The 20,002-nt window shown below is 48.3% G+C and carries 16 protein-coding genes; 14 read left to right on the top strand and 2 right to left on the bottom strand.

Annotated elements, in window-relative coordinates:
• Positions 1–71: 71 nt before the first annotated feature.
• From mnmE to C6W44_RS04895, 4 genes are all read left to right on the top strand, one after another.
• Positions 72–1,529 carry a tRNA uridine-5-carboxymethylaminomethyl(34) synthesis GTPase MnmE gene (gene mnmE, locus C6W44_RS04910; protein ID WP_413772316.1) on the top strand — a complete coding sequence of 486 codons (1,458 nt, stop codon included), beginning with the start codon at positions 72–74 and terminating at the stop codon, positions 1,527–1,529.
• Positions 1,530–1,642: 113 nt separating this feature from the next.
• Positions 1,643–2,101, top strand: coding sequence for a transcriptional regulator NrdR (nrdR, locus tag C6W44_RS04905; RefSeq protein ID WP_058369796.1), 459 nt, complete (start codon positions 1,643–1,645; stop codon positions 2,099–2,101).
• A gap of 68 nt (positions 2,102–2,169) precedes the next feature.
• Positions 2,170–3,225, top strand: coding sequence for a bifunctional diaminohydroxyphosphoribosylaminopyrimidine deaminase/5-amino-6-(5-phosphoribosylamino)uracil reductase RibD (gene ribD, locus C6W44_RS04900; RefSeq protein ID WP_105244451.1), 1,056 nt, complete (start codon positions 2,170–2,172; stop codon positions 3,223–3,225).
• Positions 3,226–3,739: 514 nt separating this feature from the next.
• Positions 3,740–4,414, top strand: a complete 675-nt coding sequence (locus C6W44_RS04895; protein ID WP_105244450.1) for a riboflavin synthase — start codon at positions 3,740–3,742, stop codon at positions 4,412–4,414.
• A 247-nt stretch (positions 4,415–4,661) separates the two neighbouring features.
• Here C6W44_RS04895 and C6W44_RS04890 read toward each other — a convergent pair whose 3' ends face one another.
• The gene (locus C6W44_RS04890; RefSeq protein ID WP_105244449.1) at positions 4,662–7,538 is read right to left on the bottom strand and encodes a response regulator; all 2,877 of its coding nucleotides are present in this window, start codon (positions 7,536–7,538) and stop codon (positions 4,662–4,664) included.
• Positions 7,539–7,790: 252 nt separating this feature from the next.
• Here C6W44_RS04890 and fmt point away from each other — a divergent pair, with 252 nt between their 5' ends.
• The 10 genes from fmt (at position 7,791) to C6W44_RS04845 (ending at position 18,221) form a co-directional block, all read left to right on the top strand.
• Entirely contained in the window at positions 7,791–8,876 is a 1,086-nt protein-coding gene (gene fmt, locus C6W44_RS04885; RefSeq protein ID WP_105246467.1) for a methionyl-tRNA formyltransferase, read from the top strand.
• Positions 8,877–8,961: 85 nt separating this feature from the next.
• Positions 8,962–10,539, top strand: coding sequence for a transcription antitermination factor NusB (locus C6W44_RS04880; protein ID WP_105244448.1), 1,578 nt, complete (start codon positions 8,962–8,964; stop codon positions 10,537–10,539).
• A 58-nt stretch (positions 10,540–10,597) separates the two neighbouring features.
• Positions 10,598–12,019: a threonine synthase gene (gene thrC / locus C6W44_RS04875; RefSeq protein ID WP_105244447.1), complete on the top strand. Its 1,422-nt coding sequence runs from the start codon at positions 10,598–10,600 to the stop codon at positions 12,017–12,019.
• 341 nt (positions 12,020–12,360) lie between these two features.
• Complete coding sequence (locus C6W44_RS04870; protein WP_105244446.1) at positions 12,361–13,458, top strand: LysM peptidoglycan-binding domain-containing protein; 1,098 nt, start codon at positions 12,361–12,363, stop codon at positions 13,456–13,458.
• Between the two features lie 64 nt (positions 13,459–13,522).
• A complete protein-coding gene (dprA, locus tag C6W44_RS04865) occupies positions 13,523–14,755 on the top strand; it encodes a DNA-processing protein DprA (protein WP_105244445.1) in 1,233 nt (410 codons plus the stop codon).
• An 89-nt stretch (positions 14,756–14,844) separates the two neighbouring features.
• Positions 14,845–15,474: an L-threonylcarbamoyladenylate synthase gene (locus tag C6W44_RS04860; protein ID WP_105244444.1), complete on the top strand. Its 630-nt coding sequence runs from the start codon at positions 14,845–14,847 to the stop codon at positions 15,472–15,474.
• A gap of 276 nt (positions 15,475–15,750) precedes the next feature.
• Complete coding sequence (locus C6W44_RS13555; RefSeq protein WP_227526358.1) at positions 15,751–15,900, top strand: hypothetical protein; 150 nt, start codon at positions 15,751–15,753, stop codon at positions 15,898–15,900.
• Positions 15,901–15,909: 9 nt separating this feature from the next.
• A complete protein-coding gene (locus tag C6W44_RS13550; RefSeq protein ID WP_227526357.1) occupies positions 15,910–16,389 on the top strand; it encodes a fatty acid desaturase in 480 nt (159 codons plus the stop codon).
• Between the two features lie 164 nt (positions 16,390–16,553).
• On the top strand, positions 16,554–17,609 hold the full coding sequence (locus C6W44_RS04850) for a TIGR01777 family oxidoreductase (protein ID WP_264755609.1): 1,056 nt from the start codon (positions 16,554–16,556) through the stop codon (positions 17,607–17,609).
• A gap of 429 nt (positions 17,610–18,038) precedes the next feature.
• The gene (locus C6W44_RS04845; RefSeq protein WP_193833346.1) at positions 18,039–18,221 is read left to right on the top strand and encodes a hypothetical protein; all 183 of its coding nucleotides are present in this window, start codon (positions 18,039–18,041) and stop codon (positions 18,219–18,221) included.
• A 24-nt stretch (positions 18,222–18,245) separates the two neighbouring features.
• Here the strand turns inward: C6W44_RS04845 and C6W44_RS04840 are convergent, their stop codons facing one another.
• The gene (locus tag C6W44_RS04840) at positions 18,246–19,646 is read right to left on the bottom strand and encodes an alpha/beta hydrolase (protein WP_105244443.1); all 1,401 of its coding nucleotides are present in this window, start codon (positions 19,644–19,646) and stop codon (positions 18,246–18,248) included.
• Between the last annotated feature and the right edge of the window lie 356 nt (positions 19,647–20,002).

Raw genomic sequence — 20,002 nt, 5'->3', positions numbered from 1 at the left:
ATTTGCTATATTAAGTTTGGCTTTGTCAGTCGCTCTTTAGCCGTCTATAATGGGACTTTTAACTGATGAGAATGACTGTGGATTCTTTTGAGCTGGCGCAAGCCGTACCTGCTACATCTAATACGCCTCATCCATCAGGATTGGCTACGATTGCCGCCATTGCGACGCCGCTTGGGCGCGGCGGTGTCGGCGTGATACGGCTATCAGGTGCGCGTGCATATGATATTGCGTGTCAGCTGACGGGCAAGACAGCATTTACACCGCGCATGGCCAGTTTTTGCCGATTTTATCAAGCGGATGGTACTATCGTTGATGAAGGCTTGGTGCTGTACTTCAAAGGCCCGCACTCGTTTACAGGTGAAGATGTGATCGAGCTGCAAGGGCATGGTGGCATGATTTTGCAAAACCAGCTGCTCGCCCGCGTGTTTGAGTTGGGTGCCAAGCAAGCGGGTGCAGGGGAGTTCTCTTATCGTGCTTTTGATAATGATAAATTGGATCTGGTGCAAGCAGAAGCAATCGCTGATGCCATTGATGCAACCAGTGCCGCTGCTGCCAGTAGTGCCATCCGCTCGCTCAGCGGGGAGTTTTCGCAAAAGATTAATCAGCTATTAGAGCAACTTATTCATTTGCGTTTGCACGTCGAGGCTGCTATCGACTTCCCTGATGAAGAGGACGTTGATTTTTTATCGGATGGCGTGATTCAAGACAAGCTTGAGCAAACGCAAGATAAAATCCGGCAAGTGCTGGAAACGGCAAAACAAGGCCAGCTGTTACGCGATGGGATTCATGTGGTGTTGGCAGGGCGGCCTAATGCGGGCAAATCAAGCTTGCTTAATCGTCTGGCAGGGCAAGAGCGCGCCATCGTGACCAATGTGGCAGGCACCACGCGAGATACGCTACAAGAGACCGTCGTCCTCAAAGGCCTGACCCTTCACCTCACCGACACTGCAGGTCTGCGCGATACCGACGACACTGTCGAGCGCATCGGAATTGAGCGCGCGCGTACCGCAATCACACAAGCCGATATGCTACTGATGGTCTACGATGTCAGCCGCGACCTTGCAGAAGACAGCACACCGCTACAGCTGGCAGAGCAGCTATTTGGTAAGCTCCCAGAAGCCAAAAAACTACTGATTATCGCCAATAAAAGCGACTTACTCACTGATGCCCACGATAAAGCGCAAAAGGCGAGCTCACAAAACGAAATCACTCAGCGTGGTTATGAGCAAGTCAATGTTTCATGTGAAACAGGCACTGGTATCGAGACATTGATCGAGACATTGTGTGCTAAGGTTGGTTTTCATCCACCAGAGAATAGCCTCATCGCCCGTACGCGTCATATAGATGCGCTTAGACGGACAGCTGGGCACTTAACAGAAGCGCATGAGCAGCTGACGGTCTTTCAAGCCGGGGAGCTGGTGGCTGAGAGCCTGCGTCAAGCACAACTAAGCCTCGGTGAGATCACCGGAGAGTTTAGTGCTGATGACTTACTAGGTAAGATATTTGGTAGTTTTTGTATTGGCAAATAATGCTACTGATTGGCTATTTAAGTTCGCGTATCAACTTTTAAAAGTACGTCAGCTATCAAACTCAGCCTCATAAATGACGCTATGTATTCTTAATATCAAAATAAGGAAACGCTATGCACTGCCCTTACTGTAACGCGTCAGATACCAAAGTGATTGACTCGCGTCTGGCGGCAGAGGGTGCGCAGGTGCGTCGCCGCCGCTCGTGCAATAGCTGCCAAGAGCGCTTTACCACCTTTGAGATGGTGGAGGTTGTGATGCCGCGTATCATCAAATCTAGCGGCAAGATTGAGCCCTACGACAACGAAAAGCTGCGCCGCTCTATTTTATTGCCTTTACAAAAGCGCCCCATCACCATTGATGAGCAAGAGGCAATGATTAGCCGAATCGAAAAGCGCGTCAGGCAAATGGGGGAGCGCGAGATTAGTAGTAAGGTACTGGGCGAGATCATCATGAGTGAGCTAAAGACACTGGACGATGTCGCTTATGTACGCTTTGCCAGTGTCTATCGCGATTTTCAGGATATCGATGCGTTTCATCAAGAGATTGCCAATATTCGCCCCAATGAAAAATAGTCTCTGTCAGTGCCATGGTTGAATGTTCAACACACCCTACATATTCTTTATAAATGAAGCCAATTATTATGTCGAATTCTAACCATGCGCAAGCTACACAAGACCGCTATTTTATGATGCTGGCGATTGAGCAAGCCAAGCAAGGATTATATACCACAAGACCCAATCCGGCGGTAGGCTGCGTGATTGTTCAGGCAGGAATGGTGGTCGGGCAAGGGTTTCATCCTAAGGCAGGCCAGCCTCATGCAGAGGTATTTGCCCTCAAAGATGCTGGTGCGCAAGCGGTTGGTGCCACCGCCTATGTGACTTTAGAGCCTTGTAGCCATACAGGACGTACGCCGCCTTGTGCTTTAGGTTTGATAGAGGCAGGCGTACAGAGGGTGGTGATAGCTGGTCTCGATCCCAATCCGCAAGTAGCGGGGCGCGGCGTACAGCTGTTAGAGCAGGCCGGCATTGCAGTCACTGTTGGCGTATTGACAGAGCAAGCAGAAGCATTAAACCATGGGTTTTTAAAGGCGATGCGCACCCAGATGCCCTACGTTCGGCTTAAGATTGCCACCAGTCTCGATGGCCGTACTGCGATGGCGACAGGCGAGTCAAAATGGATTACCTCGGTAGCGGCTCGTGAGGACGTACAAAAGCTTCGCGCCCTAAGTGGCGCCATTATCACTGGCAGTGAGACCGTCGTTACTGATGATCCACAGCTCAACGTGCGCTCTACTCAGTTGGACGTGCCGGCTGAGCAAGTTCCGGCTCCTAAGGTGGTCGTACTCGATAGACGTCAGCGCTTAGCGCACAACGCGCAATCAGAATACCAACTATGCCGCCGCGCAGATACGCTTTATTGGCGTAATGACGATTTAGCCGAGCTGTTAAGGCATCTGGTCAGTGAGCATCAATGCTATGATGTATTGGTAGAGGCAGGTGCTAGCGTCGCAGGTAGTTTTTTATGCCAACAGCTGGTAGACGAGCTGATTGTCTATCAAGCGCCTTGTCTGTTAGGTGCAGCGGCGCGGCCGATGGTGAATTTTCATCCGCTGTCTTTATCTGAACAATTACGTTTTAAAATGAGCGGCCATGAGCAACTCGGCCCTGATCTTAAGCTGACGTTGTATCCTTTATAGATCATAAGTTATAAACACCTTATCCACAAGCCTTGAATACTAAGGTCAAGATACCTGCCCTATAGATAAAGGGTCAAATAGTTATCTAGATAGTGGCATTGCCTGAAGGGCGCACCTGTTTCACATGAAACTGTGTATAACTCTGTTTCATGTGAAACTAAAAAGGCCCTGATTTACTGTTTTTTTTATAAATAATTTATAAAAATCATATACTTACGTTGATGTTATGCTGTTGATAGTGTAATAGTAAAAATGCAAAGGTTTGTGGATAACTCTGTATAAAATAAGGATTTATCGCAGACAGGCTTGATTTATTGTTACTTATCCACAACTTATCCCCTTACACGCTTAAAAGACAGTGCTTTTAGGAAATATTTAGATAAAAGCGATGCTCGTTCATTGTCTATTGATAAGTAGTCATCATTTAGCATTTATCATCTATTGGATACCATTGTAATAATCGTCACTATTGTTAAACGCTTATAACAGCAAAAAATTAGGATACGAGGTCTCTATGTTTACTGGAATTATAGAAAGTGTTGGAAAAGTCACGTCCATGCAGCCTACCGGCGGTGACATACGCTTGACGATAGAGTCAAGCGAGCTAGACTTTAGTGATGTCAAATTGGGCGACTCTATTGCCTCAAATGGTATCTGCCTCACTGTGGTAGAGATTGGCGATAAATCTTACTCTGTCGATGTTTCACGTGAAACAATTGCTCGTACTGCATTGGAAACCCTAAAGCCTGGGGATATCGTCAATTTGGAAAAAGCGATGCTACCCACCACGCGCTTTGGTGGTCATATCGTCGCAGGTCATGTCGATGGGGTCGGCCGCGTTAGTAAACTGCAACAAGACGCGCGCTCTATCTATATCGAGATTGAGATCCCAAAAGAGCTGGCGCATTATACCGCGACCAAAGGCTCTATCACTGTCGATGGCATCAGTCTAACCACCAACCTAGTACGTGACAATGTGGTTTGTCTCAATATCATCCCGCATACGGCGCAAGTGACCAATATCGCCAAACACTGGCTGGTCGGCAGTAAGGTAAATATCGAGGTAGATATCGTCGCCCGCTATTTGGAACGTTTGTTAAATAAGTCGCAAGCTGGTGACATAAACGCACCAAGTCCGCAAAGCCAAATCACCGAGGCATTCTTAGCCGATAATGGTTTTATGAAGTAGTGATAAGCTAAAGCGTAGGTATCGTCGATTCTAAATAAAAGAGTCAGGCATTGATTAACCAGCAAGGCTGATAAACGTTTTCTGGCGTGCTGTGCCGTTGCTGACAGAGGCTACAAAAACTTCTATTAGCCTTGCTTTTACTATACGATGCGCACAAAGGCCAGTCAGGTAGCGGGTTAATATTTTGATATTAACCCGCTATTTTTTTTTGGATATAGATACAGATATAGATATAGTAAGCGGGATTTTAGTGTTTTATCAGATGTTTTAGCACAGCCTCGAGCTTTTTCTTATTGATAGGTTTGGATAAAAACTCGTCCATACCCACTTGTATACAAGCGTCGCGATCCTCGTCTGAGCTGTTCGCGGTTAGGGCGACGATTGCAATATCATCCCCTTGCGCGCGAATCGCTTGCGTGGCTTGTAGCCCGTCCATGACTGGCATACGGCAGTCCATCAAAATAAGCGAGATATCCTCCCGATGCGCCTTTAGCTGCTCAAGCGCTTGTTGGCCGTCTTCTGCTACGATACTGCGATAACCCAGTTTACTTAAGATTTTACAGGCGATTTTTTGATTGGTTGGGCTGTCTTCTACCACCAGTATCAGCGGCTCTACGTCATCCTTGTGTAGGGGCGCGGCCACCGTCATGTCGTTTTTTGGCGTTTGGGTGGTCAAGGTTTGCCGAACAGGTAGCGTCAGTCGTGTCAGCTCAGAGAGCAGGAGGGCGCTCTCTAGGGGTTTTAATAAAAAACCATCGCATTGATCCAGCAGGGCAGAGGGAATACGGCGCTCAGGCTTCATGCTACACAAAATCTTAGGCAGTGATTTTTTAGACAATAAGTTATGTAGTGCTTGGCGTCTATCGTTGCTGGCCAGTATCAGGCACTCTTTGGTTGCCTGTGTCTTTGATGCAGGGCTCTTTGCTGCGGTCTTCGATTCGTTGATAGAGGTCTCGGCGGACAGTTTGTCGCTTTGCTCTGCCACTGGGTCAGAGAGGTTTATGGCGGTGTGGTCAGTGTAGTATTCATAATCCAATAACAAGATGGGCGCTAGGCTTTGGGCGTCTTTGCCAAGCCGCTCGGCCACATGCTCGATGGTGGCACTATCAACATCGGTATAGATCGTCGCTGGAATCGATAAATACTGGCACAAGCGGCGCAAGTAATCGGACAGCAAGGTTTGGTTGACTACGGCGATAAGATGAATATGCTGTAAGTGCTGGTGAGGGTGATAAATCGGCTGATAACTTGGCTGCCGACAAGGCAGATAGAGGTTAAAGGTGCTGCCTTGATCGACCGCGCTTTTTAGCTCAATAAAACCGCCAAGCAAACGGGCAAAACTATTGACGTTATTTAAGCCCAAGCCCGCTTCGATACCATGGTGATAAGCGAGGTTGTTGTGTTGCTGAAGGGACGGGCTTTGTTTATTAAAACAACTCAATAACTGATGCTGTTTGGCGATATCGATACCTGTGCCTGAGTCTTTGATACTAAAACGTACCCAGTAGTGCGGTTGCTGCGCTTTTACCTGTTCATTGATCGGTAGTAGGCTGCCTTTATTGATTTGAGATACTTGCTCAGGACTGATAGCATCGATCGCCAAGGCGACGTAGCCTGAGGGAGTAAACTTGATCGCATTATGAAGTAGATTTAAGAGTATCTGGCGCAGGCGTGTATGATCTGTGTCGATCACACGTGGACACTCTGGATCAAAGAAATAAATAAGCTCTAGCCCCTGCTGGCGCGCATGATCTACGGCCGCGTCACCCACTTCTTGCCCAAGCTTATAAATATCGACAGGCGCTATGTTCAGGCGGGTTTTTCGAACCTCTATATCGCCGATATCTAGCATGTTGTCGAGCGTGGTGAGCATATAGTGACTGGTTTTTATCAGTGTCTCAAGCGTGTGGTTTTGCTTATCGGTCAAGGTGCTAGGGTCGATAGGCTCGAGTGTGTCTATCAACGACTCCAGTGGTAGGCGCAGTTTACGCCCCATGATGGAGCGCAGCTCGCTAAACTCATCGATTTTTTGTTGTAATTGTTGGTTTTTTAGCCGTAGCTGCTCTGTTTGGTTGGCCAGCTCATTGATATTATTGAGCAAAACGGTAAAGCCATGTACCTGTCCATGCTCACCAAACCATGGCGTCACATGCAGCTGATAGGTTTGCTGGTCTTTTATTCCTAGCACGGTTAGCGTACGTGTGACGCGCAGATTGACCAGTCTTTGTAGCAGTAGTTGGGTGGTATCATCTTTGCCAATGACAAAGTCTGTCAGCTGTGCGCTGCCACTGCTGTGCGCAGGTCTGATAAAGACTTGTTCAAAACGCTGGTTAAAAAAACTGATTTGACCGTGGCGCATGATCATTGCCATCGGTAATGGCGCCTGCTCAATCAGGCGCTCGAGACGGTGCTTGAGGGTTTTGATACGCCGATAGTCGTTGTGTAGCTGATAATTGATACGGCCGAGCGCATGACCTAATCGTAAAAACTCCGTAGTAGATTGGCTTTCTAAAAATGGCGACGGGGTATAGGTTTCTTTTGCATTATCACTCAAATTATCCGTATAGCGTAATAGCTGCTCCCAGTTAGTACGGCGCTTGAGCATGTATAGCAGTGCGGTAATAAACAACCCAATGGCTGCCATCAGTGGCAACCAGTATTTATAAGAGATCCAGTCGATATCAAGCGGCTTATGACGCAATATCATATATATCCGGTGGCCACTATCTAGCTCAATGGTGCCCGTCAGATTGCGCGTATTGAGCGTATAAGCGCCATTATTTTGAGCAGAGGCTCTGACAGTCGGGAACGTCACTGTCGAAAACGCAGGCTCGTTCGGACGGGTATCACGATGAATGTATGTCTGTCCCGAGGGCAACATAAAGATAAGCTGATAGCTGACCCCGTTAAGTGCCGGATGCGCCAAAACTCCCTTTAGCTCATCGTTTCGTAGCACGGCATGCTCAGTGATCTCGTGTTGTAAGGTAAAAAAAGTATCGACGCTGTGCTGCTGTTGATACTGCCTCATACCATCAAACAACATAACATAATACAGTACTAGCATCACCAGCAACGTTAGGACATAAAATAACAATAAGCGCTGTAAGGACTGAAACTGTTGCATGAAAGCGAGGTCCTATATCGTCACTTGGCAGGATAAATGTGGCATGACTACTACCATGATAAAGCAGTCAATGTCTTTAATATAACCAATGACGGTTATCTATAGCAAAACAATCGCTGTTTTATTGTCTATAGCGCCTATTATAAAGCGAAAGGACCTCGTAAGTAACGCTGAGTAGGCGAGGTTACAATCATGGCACAATACGCCAAACTCACCTATAATGAAGCACCGAACCCTATATAATGCATGATTATGACGACAATTGCTCCTGCTTCTAAGTTATCCTCCTCATCTAGCCTTGCCGATACGACTTCTAGCACGCCATTACGTGTGGTGTTTGCTGGGACGCCTGAGTTTGCGGCGGTCAGCCTCGAGTCGCTCATTGCCCAGCAACAAGCACTCAACATAGAGGTTGTGGCGGTTTATACCCAGCCTGATCGCAAAGCGGGCCGCGGGCAAAAACTGGCCGCCTCAGCGGTCAAGCAAGTGGCGCTCGCCCATGATATCGTGGTAGAGCAGCCACCGACCTTTAAAAAATCGAGCACCGAAGGCATGGCGGCCCGCCAGACGCTGCGTAGCTATCAGCCCGATGTGATGATTGTCGCCGCTTATGGGCTGATACTACCTGCGGGCGTACTGACGATACCCACTTATGGCTGTCTTAATATTCATGCTTCGCTACTGCCGCGCTGGCGTGGTGCAGCGCCCATCCATCGTGCACTCTTGGCAGGCGATAGTGAGACTGGCATTACCATTATGCAGATGGATCAGGGACTAGACACCGGTGATATGCTCTACAAAGTCAGTGCGCCTATCACCGCTGATGACACGGCAGCCAGCCTACACGACAAAATGGCAACATTGGGTGCGGACGCCATCGGTACTGTGTTAAAGGATTTGGCGCATTACCAAGACCAAGCCGCCGCGCAAGATGACAGTCAAGCGAATTACGCCGAAAAGCTTGTCAAAACCGAAGGCGAGATTGACTGGGCACAATCGGCGACGATGATTGAGCGTCAAATTCGTGGTCTGACACCGTGGCCAGGCGCTTATACTTTTTTCAATGGTCAGCGTGTGAAGATTTTAGCCAGCCTACCTGTCAACCCCTCGCAGCAAACCGAACTGCCCGCTGGTACCATCATCAGTGTTGGACGCAAAGCGATATTGGTCGCTTGTGGCAAAGACGATAGCTTGGCGGCCAGTCATACTGAGCAGGCGAGTGGGACATTGGCCATTACTCATCTGCAGTTTGCAGGTGGCAAGCCGATGACAGCAGAGCAAGTCTGCCATGGCAACCAATTAAATGATGGCGACCAGTTCACCAAAGAATCAAACTAATTCAATTAAGCTTAATGTACTTTAGTTATAAGTTATCTAACCTTTATCAGACGCTATCGCGCATACGTCAAGGAACAGCAACTCAATGAGACATCCCAGCCCCGCGTCTAAAAACCATAAACCCTCAAGCAACCTGATTATGAATGGCAGTGTCCGCGTACGAGTCATACGTACCTTGTTGGCCATTCAAAATGGGCAGTCGTTGGCAAGCGTTCTTGACCCTTTGCTCAACAGCTTGCACGATGGTGATAAAGGGTTTGCCCATGCGCTACTTTTGACGACCTTACGCCAGTGGCATGCACTGGCGCGGCTGCTGGATAGTTTGGCGGACAACCCTATCGATGAAGTCGAGGTTCGTACCACCATTCAGGTCGGTCTGGTGCAGCTACTGTATTTAGAAGTCGCTGACCACGCCGCGATACACGAAACGGTGGAGGCGGCAAAAGAGGTCGGCTTTGCTCATGCGACTGGTCTTATCAATGCCATCCTGCGCAAGGTCGCCAAAAACCCCAATAAGTTTCGCAAAAAATGCAATAAGAACCACAGCCTGCCGAACTGGCTTGCTTATCAGCTCAAGCAAGACTGGAGCGATCAGTATGATGCGCTGACACAAGGACTGCGGCAGCCAGCCCCGATGTTTTTACGAGTAAACGCGGCGGCCAGCTCAGTTACAGAGTATCAAGAAGCGTTAAACGGGGTAGAGATTGAGACAGAGCTGACCAAGATGACCACAGGTTTTCGTCTACCTAGTGCCTCTAACGCTGCGCCCGTTACCCTAGCGACTATAGGTCTGCGGCTACGCCAAAGCACTGCTGTCAGCGCCTTGCCTGACTTCGCTGACGGCATCGTGAGTGTACAGGACATGCACGCGCAGCTTGCGGCACCGATTATCCATCGTGCTTTGATGAGTAAGGTGAGCGCTGATCAGTCTCAGGCGGGCTTAGATAATAATGAGCTGCATATCTTAGATGCTTGCGCGGCACCTGGGGGCAAACTGGCGCATTGGCTAGAATTATTAAGCTCTGAAGATGCGTCAGTCTTGTTTCACGTGAAACAAGACGATACAGCGGCGACATCAGTGCCTACGGGCATTAAGCTCACCGCTATCGATAACGAAGCATCGCGCATCGAGCGTATTTATGACAACCTAAAGCGCCTTAACTTTACCCAGACAGACTTGGCACAAAGTAGCAGTGGTATTGCCCTAGATATCGTCTGCGCCGATGCAACCCGCTGGCGCAGCACTGGTGGTGCGTCTAAAAAGCAAGATTCTGCTAAAAACAGCGGCGTATTTGATGCTATATTACTGGATTCGCCTTGTACGGCGACCGGCGTGATTCGTCGTCATCCAGATATCAGCCTCTTGCGTACCGAAGAGGACGTTGAGCAGACTGCGTTATTGCAAGCAGAAATATTGCAAAACCTATGGCCACAGCTCAAAGTCGGCGGTTACTTGTTATATGTGACTTGCTCTATTTTAAAGCAAGAAAACGTCCTGCAAATGCAAGACTTTGTCAGTCGTCATGACGATGCGGCGGCGGTTGCGTTTACCGAGGCGTGTAGTTGGGGTATCGAACAAGCGATCGGGCGTCAATGCTTGCCGATAGATCGCGATGGTGGCGATGGTTTTTATTATGCGCTGCTACAGAAGACAATGGCATAAAACTGCTAAATAAACCGTTTTAAATATTGAAAAACATCATTGTAGACAGGACAATCTCATGAAATATATCAGTACCCGTGGTCAGACAGCACCGATGGATTTTAGTGATGTGCTTTTGATGGGGCTTGCGCCAGATGGTGGTTTGATGCTGCCTGAGCAGTATCCGAGCATTGATAGCGCTACCCTTGATGAGTGGCGTACGCTGAGCTATCCGCAGCTTGCCATGGCGATTATGCAGCGCTTTGCCACGGATATCCCGGCGGCTGATTTGCAAGATATCATCGAGCGTACTTATAACGCTGACGTATTTGGTTCTGATGAGATTGTCCCTGTTCGCAAACTTGAAGACGACCTGTATATTTTGGGATTGTCCAATGGTCCGACGCTGGCATTTAAAGACGTGGCTATGCAGTTTTTGGGCAATGCCTTTGAATACGTGTTGAAAAAGAAAGGCGCGCGGATTACCATCATTGGTGCCACCAGTGGTGATACGGGCAGTGCGGCGGAGTATGCGCTACGCGGCAAAGAAAATATCGAAGTCTTTATGCTGTCACCTCATGGCAAGATGAGTGAGTTTCAGCGTGCGCAGATGTATAGTTTGACTGATGACAATATCCATAATATCGCCATCGACGGTATGTTTGATGACTGTCAAGATATCGTCAAAGCGCTGCAACAGGACGCGGCATTCAAAGCCGCTTATAATCTCGGTACGGTGAACTCGATCAACTGGGGCCGTATCCTTGCGCAAATCGTTTATTACTTTAAGGCCTATTTTGCCGTCACCACAAGCAATGACGAAAAAGTCAGCTTTAGCGTACCATCGGGCAATTTTGGCAATATTTGTGCCGGTCACATTGCTCGTGAGATGGGGCTGCCAGTCGATCGCCTTATCGTCGCCACCAACGAAAACGATGTGCTCAATGATTTCTTTAATCAAGGTGCCTATCAGCCGCGCCCAGCTGAGCAGACTTACGTGACCTCTAGTCCATCGATGGATATCTCAAAAGCCTCTAATTTTGAGCGTTTTGTCTATTTACTGCTCGACAAAGACAGCGCGCGCGTCCATGCGTTGTTTGAAGGCGTAAAATCCGGCCAAGGGTTTGATTTGTCTGATTTGATGGAAGCAGTTAACACACGTTATGGTTTTGCTGCTGGCAAGTCCACCCATAGCGACCGCTTACAAACCATCAAGGCGCTTTATGAGCAGCATGGTGAGTTGGTTGATCCGCACACTGCCGATGGGATTAAAGTCGCTAAAGAATTACAACGCGCAGGAGAAGTTATCGTATGTGCCGAGACTGCTTTGCCTGTAAAGTTTGCCGATACCATTGTTGAGGCTGTTGGGCAAATTCAGATTGCTCGTCCAGCGCATACCGAGGGGCTAGAGGACTTGCCGCAGCATGTCGTGGTATTAGACAACGACGCTGAGCTGGTCGCTGAACAAATTCGTCAACATGTAACGGCAAACCCAGCGTAATTAATAAAGGTATTTAACGCTCATTGTAAAAAGCAAATCTAGGAAATCATCCACATAAAGGTTACGGTATTGTAATAAAGTGTTTATGATTGTGTTATGGTAGATATAATTGTAATATGAGAAACAGCGTCGGCAAGTCATCATCGTGCTAGACGCTTTTTTAGCCATAAACATCAGTCAATTACAAAAAACAGCTGCCCAATAGGCGTCATAATAATTGCATTGCTGTGTCTGTAAACTGCGCTGAGTCTCTACGAATATATAATCGAAGGGCTTGACAGGTATAGACGTAAGTAGGGTTTGTTAAGGCGGCGACAGCGGTACATATTGTGGATATAACAATGAAGATGAGCTTAAAAAAGATAGCAAAAGCACTGTTGATCACGACATTTAGCAGTGCCATGCTAATGAGTACTGCCTACGCCAATAATCCACCACCTACCATCAAAGCCGATGCCCCCAATCGCTACATCGTCAAAAAAGGCGATACCTTATGGGATATCTCTGGGCGCTACTTAGACAGCCCGTGGCGCTGGAAAGAGATTTGGGCAACCAATAAACAAATCAAAAACCCGCATCTGATCTACCCAAACGACATCCTTATCTTGTGCGTGATTCAGGGTAAAACCTTGGTCGGTGTCGATACGGGCGAAGGCTGTGCAGGAATCGAAAAGCAGTTGATGGGTGATGTCACCGCCAGTGCGGTCACTGTGACCTCAACGGCCAACAGTATCCCTCCTATTCCGTGGTCAGCAATTCAGCATTGGCTCGATAAGACCATCATTGTCGATCCACAAGATTTTAATACCACGCCATACATCTTGGCTTCTAAAAACCGCAACTTAATCACCGCCAGTGGTGACAAGGTCTATGCCAAAGGCGTACCACTGATCGTGGGGCAACGCTATGGCATTTACCGTGAAGGTGAGAGATACGTCGAGCCAAAAACCCAAAAAGTCATCGGTCTTGAAGTTACCCAAGTGGCCACAGGCCTAGTGACATCGACAGAAAGCAACGGCGTCACTAGCCTGCAACTGACAGACAGCTATGGCAAAGAAGTGCGCGAAGGTGATCGGGTATTTGTAGAATTAGACAATGCGATCCCGCCTGTGTTTTATCCAACCCCAGCCAGCGTCAGTCGTGGCGGTATGATCGTACGAGTGATGGATTCGATCAGCTCCGCAGCAAAAGGCAGCGTGGTCGCCATCAACCTTGGTAGTACGCATGGTGCCAAACCTGGTGATGTATTGACTGTGTACCAAAAAGGACCGTTGGTGCGTGATATAAGAGACAATGATACGCCAGTGCGTTTGCCAAACGAGCCAAGTGGGATGCTGATGGTTTTTAATACGTTTGAACATATCAGCTATGCCTATGTACTGGATTCTGAGCTGCCACTGAATGTCGGTGATCGGTTATTACCGCCGCCATATTTATAAACACGCCAAATACAGTACAAGGTTTTGAGATGAGCACCCGATCTTAGCGGAGGCGAGCCAAACGATGATGACAGCAGTCACCCCTTCTTTATCAGACGAGCAGCGCGCCATAGTGGCGCTATGGTATGAGGTGAATGCGTCATTGTCTGCTTATCACAAGCTGACGACGAGCTTTGGTAGTGCACAGCTGGCGTGGACGGCGACAGTAGAGGCTTGGCGGCAGCTGGGTATTCATTATACCCATCTCAAACGCCATGAGCAGCCAGCGCAAACACGCGCTAATATCGACAAAATCCAACAAGCACGCGTAGAAGGGCGCTATGGATTACTGTTTGCCGATCAAGCGGACTATCCTGCCCAGCTGCTACAGATATATGATCCGCCGCCTGTGTTGTTTTATCGCGGTAACCTCTCTCGTCTGCACCAAGCCCAAATCGCCATCGTCGGTAGTCGCAAGCCCACCGCCCACGCACAAAAAATCACCTTTGATATGGCGCAGTACTTAGCGCAGGCAGGCTACATTGTCACCAGCGGGCTGGCCATGGGGGTGGATAAACGCGCACATCTAGGCGCACTGGCACAGACAGATTTAGCCCATCAAGGCCGGACGATCGGGGTAATGGGCACAGGAATTGATGTCAATTATCCCAATCATCACGACCAGCTATTTAGTCAAATCATCGAGCAGGGTGGCTGTATCATCAGTGAGCTGCTACCGCATACGCCGCCGCACAAGCATACCTTTCCACGCCGTAATCGCTTGGTCGCAGGACTCAGTCTAGCGACTATCGTCACCGAAGCCACCATTCAAAGTGGCTCGCTGATTACCGCGCGCTTGACCTCAGAGCAAGGCAAGCAAGTCTTTGCGGTGCCAAGCCATATTGACAATAGCAATGCTGAAGGCTGCCACCATTTGATACGCGAAGGGGCGACGTTGATTTATCATCCTCAGCAGGTTATTGAAGATGTCAGTAGTCAGCTTAGCCACCAGAAAGGTTTTGGTAGTCGCGTTCCGCTGAACAAACGCACACCTTCTGATAATGATAACGCCACACCATCAGCACAGGTTGCCAATACTGCAGAGAGCCCGCTGCCATCTACGATAGCTCATCACCCGGACCCTGTGGCTCCCAAACACTTGCAGCCAGTATATGAGCAGCTTGATTGGCATGGGCAAGATTTGGATGCGCTGTTGCTGGCCACCACGCTTGAAGCACCCGTTTTGATCGGGCAGCTGATGGAGCTTGAGCTATTGGGTCTCATCAGCGTACAAGGTGGGCGTTACTTGCGTGTCTAAAAAATGCTATTTTTGCGAGTGGCTGTCTTAGATTGGCTTTTTGCTGTAGTATGATAAGTTTCTACCTTTTTATTTTTTGTACCTCCATCATGAAACCATCCTCCTCCGTTTTGGCCGATTCTGTCAGCCAAGCTGCTACTTGGCTAAAAAATGGCCAGCTACTTGCTTATCCAACCGAAAGTGTCTGGGGTATCGGCTGTGACCCTTATAATCAAGCCGCCGTACAGCGTATCTTGACCATCAAACAGCGACCAATCGCCAAAGGCATGATTGTCATTACCGATAATGCCGAGCGTTTAGCGCCGTTGCTTGCACCTTTAACACAGGCTCAGCGTCAGCCTATTTTGGCAAGCTGGCAGACGGACAGCGACAACACCCAGCCGCAGTATCAACAAGCGCATACATGGCTATTGCCTATCCCGCAAACACTAAGCACCAGTATCCCTCATTGGATAACCGGCCAGCATCAAACCGTGGCAGTACGGGTCATCTCTCATCCGCTTATCCAGCAGCTGTGCCAGCAGTTGGTCAGTGAGCAAAACCCTTTTGGCCTGCTGGTATCCACCAGCTGTAACCCTTCAGGCCAGCCGCCTGCCATGACTTTCTCTGAAGCTTATGCGTATTTTTCTGACCAAATTGGCTACTTACAGGCTGATACCTTGGGATATACGCTGCCGAGCCAAATCCGTGACGCGCGCACAGGTCTGATTATTCGTTAGCGCCCACTCATGCTTTACAGAAAATCAGACACACGGCATAAGTAGGTTGGACTGGGTTTTGTATTAATCTGACTATATATCGTCTTATAGTCGATTCTAAACACAACAGATACATTATATATCAACGTGGAACTGGTATAAATTTTCCTTGCGTGCGGTGCGTCTTATCTGTTTTTTGCCACCGCTTTTCGTCAAGCGCATGATGGTTATCACCATAGTTTAGGTGCAGGTCGGCGTCTGACCACTGCTATTTTGTTGCTGCTTAGTGTGCTATTGATGACCAGCTTACATAGTATCCGAGCCACTCACATGGCGCATCATCGAGACCCATTAGGCGATCACGACGTTGAGGGTCGTTTGGCAAAGGCATCATGGCAGCAAGCACTGCTCGGCGGTATCACGTATCGGTTGGCTATCTACCGTTAAGGGCTGCGCTTGAGCAGTCGCCGTCATAGGATGTTGGCTTGGCTAGAGTTTGGATTGATAGCATTGGTGATCATGGGTGCCCTGATGATGAGCGTGTTTGCTGCGTCTACGGTGTTTGGGCAGGTGGTGCTATATCATCTTGTGGTGATGATGTTGGCCAATGCCAGTGTCGGTATCATCGCTGTGTGGGGCGTGCATCATGACTGTGACGAGACGATAGCTCGCACTGAGCGCAACCCTCTGGTAAATCTGCTGACATTTAATTTACTTTATCATGTAGAGCATCATTTGTTTTCTGCGATACCATCCAACCATTTGCCAACGCTTGCCAAGCGTTTGGACGCAGCCGCACCTCACTTGACCAATGCGCCTGTACTAACCAGCCGTACTACCGTTATAAAGCGCATGAAGCATCGCTGGAATGCCATAAAAGACAAGTATCAAAATAGTGATGACAGTGAGTGCCCTATCCGTAAGCGTTTTGCTTAGAGACGAGTAGGTCTCTAAATGGATGAAAGAAGGACAGTTATTTTATAGGTGCTGGTCATTAGAGCGTGTCTTCATTTTTAACTCATTTAGGTGGCTATTGATTGAATTGAAGAGATGTCCTAGACCAAAAGACGTTACCAAACACCTGTGAAAGTCGTTTTGATATGACGGTGAAAGAAGACGATGATGGTGAGACAGCGTTTATCTTAAGCAAAGAGTTGACGATACAGATAGTTGGCGACATGAATAAGGAGTCAGACATGCATATCTTAATCAGTGGTGGTTCAGGTTTTTTGGGTCGAGCATTTAGCGACGAAATCATGGCGCGGTATCGTGAGCGAAAAAAGGCACTACAAGTCACTTGGCTGACGCGTGATAGTAACCAGGCGCACCCTGACGATATCGCTATGATGACTTATGATGAGCTTACAAAGACTGATAAAAGCTTTGATGTGATAATAAACCTAGCGGGGGCAGGTATTGCCGACTCGCGCTGGAGCGATAGTCGCAAAGAGCAGCTGATGGCGAGCCGTATCCGGCCTACTGAGGCATTGTTGGCATTTATCGCTCGCAGCCGCAGCAAGCCCAAATTATTGATTAGTGGTTCAGCGATAGGGTGGTACGGCACACAAGGCGATAAACCATTGACAGAAAGTAGTGGTTTTGAGACAGATTTTGCTCATAAATTATGTGATGATTGGGAGCAGTTAGCGCTTAAAGCCACTAAACATGGTGTGCCTGTGGCAATCGTGCGCACTGGTGTGGTTATTCATCCTGATGGCGGGATGCTTGCCAAGCTTTTGACCCCATTTAAAATGGGCGTTGGTGGACAATTGGGCGATGGCAAGCAAATCATGAGCTGGATTAGTCGGGCAGACTGGGTCGGCGCTGTGATATTTATCATTGAGCAGCACCTTGCTGATTATGACAACAGTCAAACCACAAATGATAATTCACTAAAAGTCACAAATGATACGCCAGCCATGGTCTACAACTTAACTGCGCCCAATCCTGTGACCAATCATACTTTTACCAAAACCGTAGGTACATGGCTACATCGTCCAACACTCTTTACTTTACCAGAATTTTTACTAAAGCTGATATTTGGTGAGATGTCGACACTACTAATTGATGGTCAAAAAGTATTGCCACAGGCGTTATTAGCGGCGGGTTATGAGTTTCGATATCCTACGCTCATGCAAGCCTTAGAGGCGAAATAGCGCTAAATAAAAGAACGGTCTACGGAGTTGTTTCACGTGAAACAAATACAACCCGTTCACCATCCGCATTGATATGATAAAACTGGTGCCTAATTATGGCTATCAAAAAAAGCAAAGACTCAAGTATCACACTAACAAAACAGTACGTTCGCAAGCCTTATCGTGAGAGGTTTTAACTTAGAGGTGTTTCACGTGGAACCATATAACTGATTTATACCAGTTCCGCGTTTAAATGAATAGCCACGCTACTTTGAGCGACCCGAGCGCCATGCATCTGGTTTATTTGGATTCCACTATATGAGGTTTTATGTAAAAAGCGTGAAGCATTGATGAAAGAGCGTCTAAAGGCCAGCTATGATGGACGAAATCAGTTCTTTACCGATAGATTTGCATGTAGCAGGGCACACGCATGGCGGTTAGATATTTCCATTGACGTTATTGATGCGCGGGCTTGCGCCCCTACATTATGGCGCTAAGGTGGTAGGGGAGACGCAGTTTTTGGTGACATCGGGATATGGCTTTGGGCCGGTACCGTTTCGACTGGGGACGCGCTCTGAGATTTGGATAATTACCCTGACGCCCAGTGGTGCCGTTGCTGAGCCGTCGTCATAGTCAGCGCGCCAAAGCAGTCAGTCATTAGGCCGCTAACTGCCCCTGCTCACGAATGACCTCACGGACAAAACTGGCAAAACCGTGGATGATTTTGCGGGTTTCTAATCCTAGCCTCTGATGAATGCTCATAAAGTGAATAAAACCATGCGGCGCACCAAGTACCGTATAGTTTCTCACCGATATGCCATGTGTCTTTAGTTGCTCTGCATACGCAAAAGCTTCATCACGTAAGACATCCAGCTCTGAGGTGACGATATAAGTGGGGCAGACGTGGCTGTTGTCCCCCAGCATAGGCGAGTTGAGAATGTGTTGTCGCGGTAAGGGGCTGTTTTTTAGACATGCCGCGTCAAACACCGCCACATCGTCATGATCTAACAACAAGCCTTCGCCGTATAGCTCCCAGCTTGGATAGTCTGTCTCGATATCGGTAACAGGGTAAAGCGGCATTTGCGCAAGTGGCTGAGGCAGACGCTCTAACAGCGCAAACATATCTTGCCCCGCTTCGCCTAGGTCTGCCCAAGCTTGTTTGGCAGGGGCGGTGAGCTGCTGAGCAATAAGGGTCGATAAGCCGCCACCTGCGCTGTCGCCTGCCAAGACGATACGTGATGGCAGCGCGCCAAACATATGACAATGCTCGGCCAGCCAAGCATAAGCGCTGATACAGTCTTTTAGCGCGGCTGGGGCGGGGTACTCAGGTGCCAATCGATAGTCGACACTGACGACAGGCCAGCCAGTCTGCTGGCTCAGCGCATGACAAAACTCGTGATGCGTATCGATACCGCCGATACAAAACCCACCACCATGAAAAAACAGCAACACAGTCTCATCAGGATTGTGCACGCTGCCTTTTTTGATTGTCTTTCTATAAGTGCTAGCGTCTGGCTGATAGCAGCGAATGGTCATATCGCCATCATCAGCATTTGCAATCACCTTATCAGTCCAACGAACGCTGACCTCACCTTTTTTGCGAAAGCGCTTTATATTATTCATCAGCGTATCGCCCGTCTGTTGCCATACCTTTGGAGACTGCATGGCCACGGCATCGGCAGCGAACCTCTCGCGCAGCTTAGGCATCGGCGTCAGCTCAAGCGGGGTTTTTAGCTTACTATTTATCGCCAAAATCAGCCGTAGATGGGCATCGGCATGCAAGTATTGCTTAGAAGTCGGGCCGCCAAGGTAGCTGACCAAACTTTCTAACAGCGGCAATGGCAAATAGCCCAGCCCTTTCATCGCATAATGCAAGGTATGCGCTTGATGATTAACGACTTGCTGATAACCCAAACACGTGCTTTTTAACGCAAAGCATTGACGCTTAGCGCTATCTTTTGGTACAGCTTCTATCTCAGGCGCTAGCTCGTTTGAGCGCTTTAGATTGATCAACGCTCTATTTAATAAGGTGTTGAGCGATATGGTTGAGTGAGACATAACACCTCGGATACATGATGGTTAGTGTTTGAAATAACAGATGTTTTTGGCCATAGTAAAGCAAAAGAAAACAAAATTGAGTATATTTTGGTAATGGATTGAATGAAAACCGTAAAAATTTTGGAATAAACCGAAGGTTTGGTAGTGGGTGTGAGCTATAAAGGTAAATCAATACCAGTAGGAGGGTACCTCTTGCAAAATAGATTGGCTAGATTTGCCTGTTTGTTCCAACGTTTTGTTTCAATGTTTGGCCTCACTGTTTATGCCGTTGTCAGCGCCATATCTCTAGTCCCACGCTCGTTGGTACAGCAATTGTTGTAAATGGGAAAAAATCCTCAGCGCAAGGCTTGAAATTT

Source organism: Psychrobacter sp. Marseille-P5312 (assembly GCF_900291405.1).
Lineage (GTDB): Bacteria > Pseudomonadota > Gammaproteobacteria > Pseudomonadales > Moraxellaceae > Psychrobacter > Psychrobacter celer.
This window is presented reverse-complemented; position numbering and strand designations above follow the sequence as displayed.

What these genes read in the sequence shown, in the direction of transcription:
- C6W44_RS04850 (WP_264755609.1), top strand. Translation starts at nt 16,554, where the DNA reads ATGACGGTGAAAGAAGACGATGATGGTGAGACAGCGTTTATCTTAAGC.
- dprA (WP_105244445.1), top strand. Translation starts at nt 13,523, where the DNA reads ATGATGACAGCAGTCACCCCTTCTTTATCAGACGAGCAGCGCGCCATA.
- C6W44_RS04880 (WP_105244448.1), top strand. Translation starts at nt 8,962, where the DNA reads ATGAGACATCCCAGCCCCGCGTCTAAAAACCATAAACCCTCAAGCAAC.
- nrdR (WP_058369796.1), top strand. Translation starts at nt 1,643, where the DNA reads ATGCACTGCCCTTACTGTAACGCGTCAGATACCAAAGTGATTGACTCG.
- mnmE (WP_413772316.1), top strand. Translation starts at nt 72, where the DNA reads ATGACTGTGGATTCTTTTGAGCTGGCGCAAGCCGTACCTGCTACATCT.
- fmt (WP_105246467.1), top strand. Translation starts at nt 7,791, where the DNA reads ATGACGACAATTGCTCCTGCTTCTAAGTTATCCTCCTCATCTAGCCTT.
- C6W44_RS04860 (WP_105244444.1), top strand. Translation starts at nt 14,845, where the DNA reads ATGAAACCATCCTCCTCCGTTTTGGCCGATTCTGTCAGCCAAGCTGCT.
- thrC (WP_105244447.1), top strand. Translation starts at nt 10,598, where the DNA reads ATGAAATATATCAGTACCCGTGGTCAGACAGCACCGATGGATTTTAGT.
- C6W44_RS13555 (WP_227526358.1), top strand. Translation starts at nt 15,751, where the DNA reads ATGACCAGCTTACATAGTATCCGAGCCACTCACATGGCGCATCATCGA.
- C6W44_RS04840 (WP_105244443.1), bottom strand. Translation starts at nt 19,646, where the DNA reads ATGTCTCACTCAACCATATCGCTCAACACCTTATTAAATAGAGCGTTG.
- ribD (WP_105244451.1), top strand. Translation starts at nt 2,170, where the DNA reads ATGTCGAATTCTAACCATGCGCAAGCTACACAAGACCGCTATTTTATG.
- C6W44_RS04895 (WP_105244450.1), top strand. Translation starts at nt 3,740, where the DNA reads ATGTTTACTGGAATTATAGAAAGTGTTGGAAAAGTCACGTCCATGCAG.
- C6W44_RS04870 (WP_105244446.1), top strand. Translation starts at nt 12,361, where the DNA reads ATGAAGATGAGCTTAAAAAAGATAGCAAAAGCACTGTTGATCACGACA.
- C6W44_RS04890 (WP_105244449.1), bottom strand. Translation starts at nt 7,538, where the DNA reads ATGCAACAGTTTCAGTCCTTACAGCGCTTATTGTTATTTTATGTCCTA.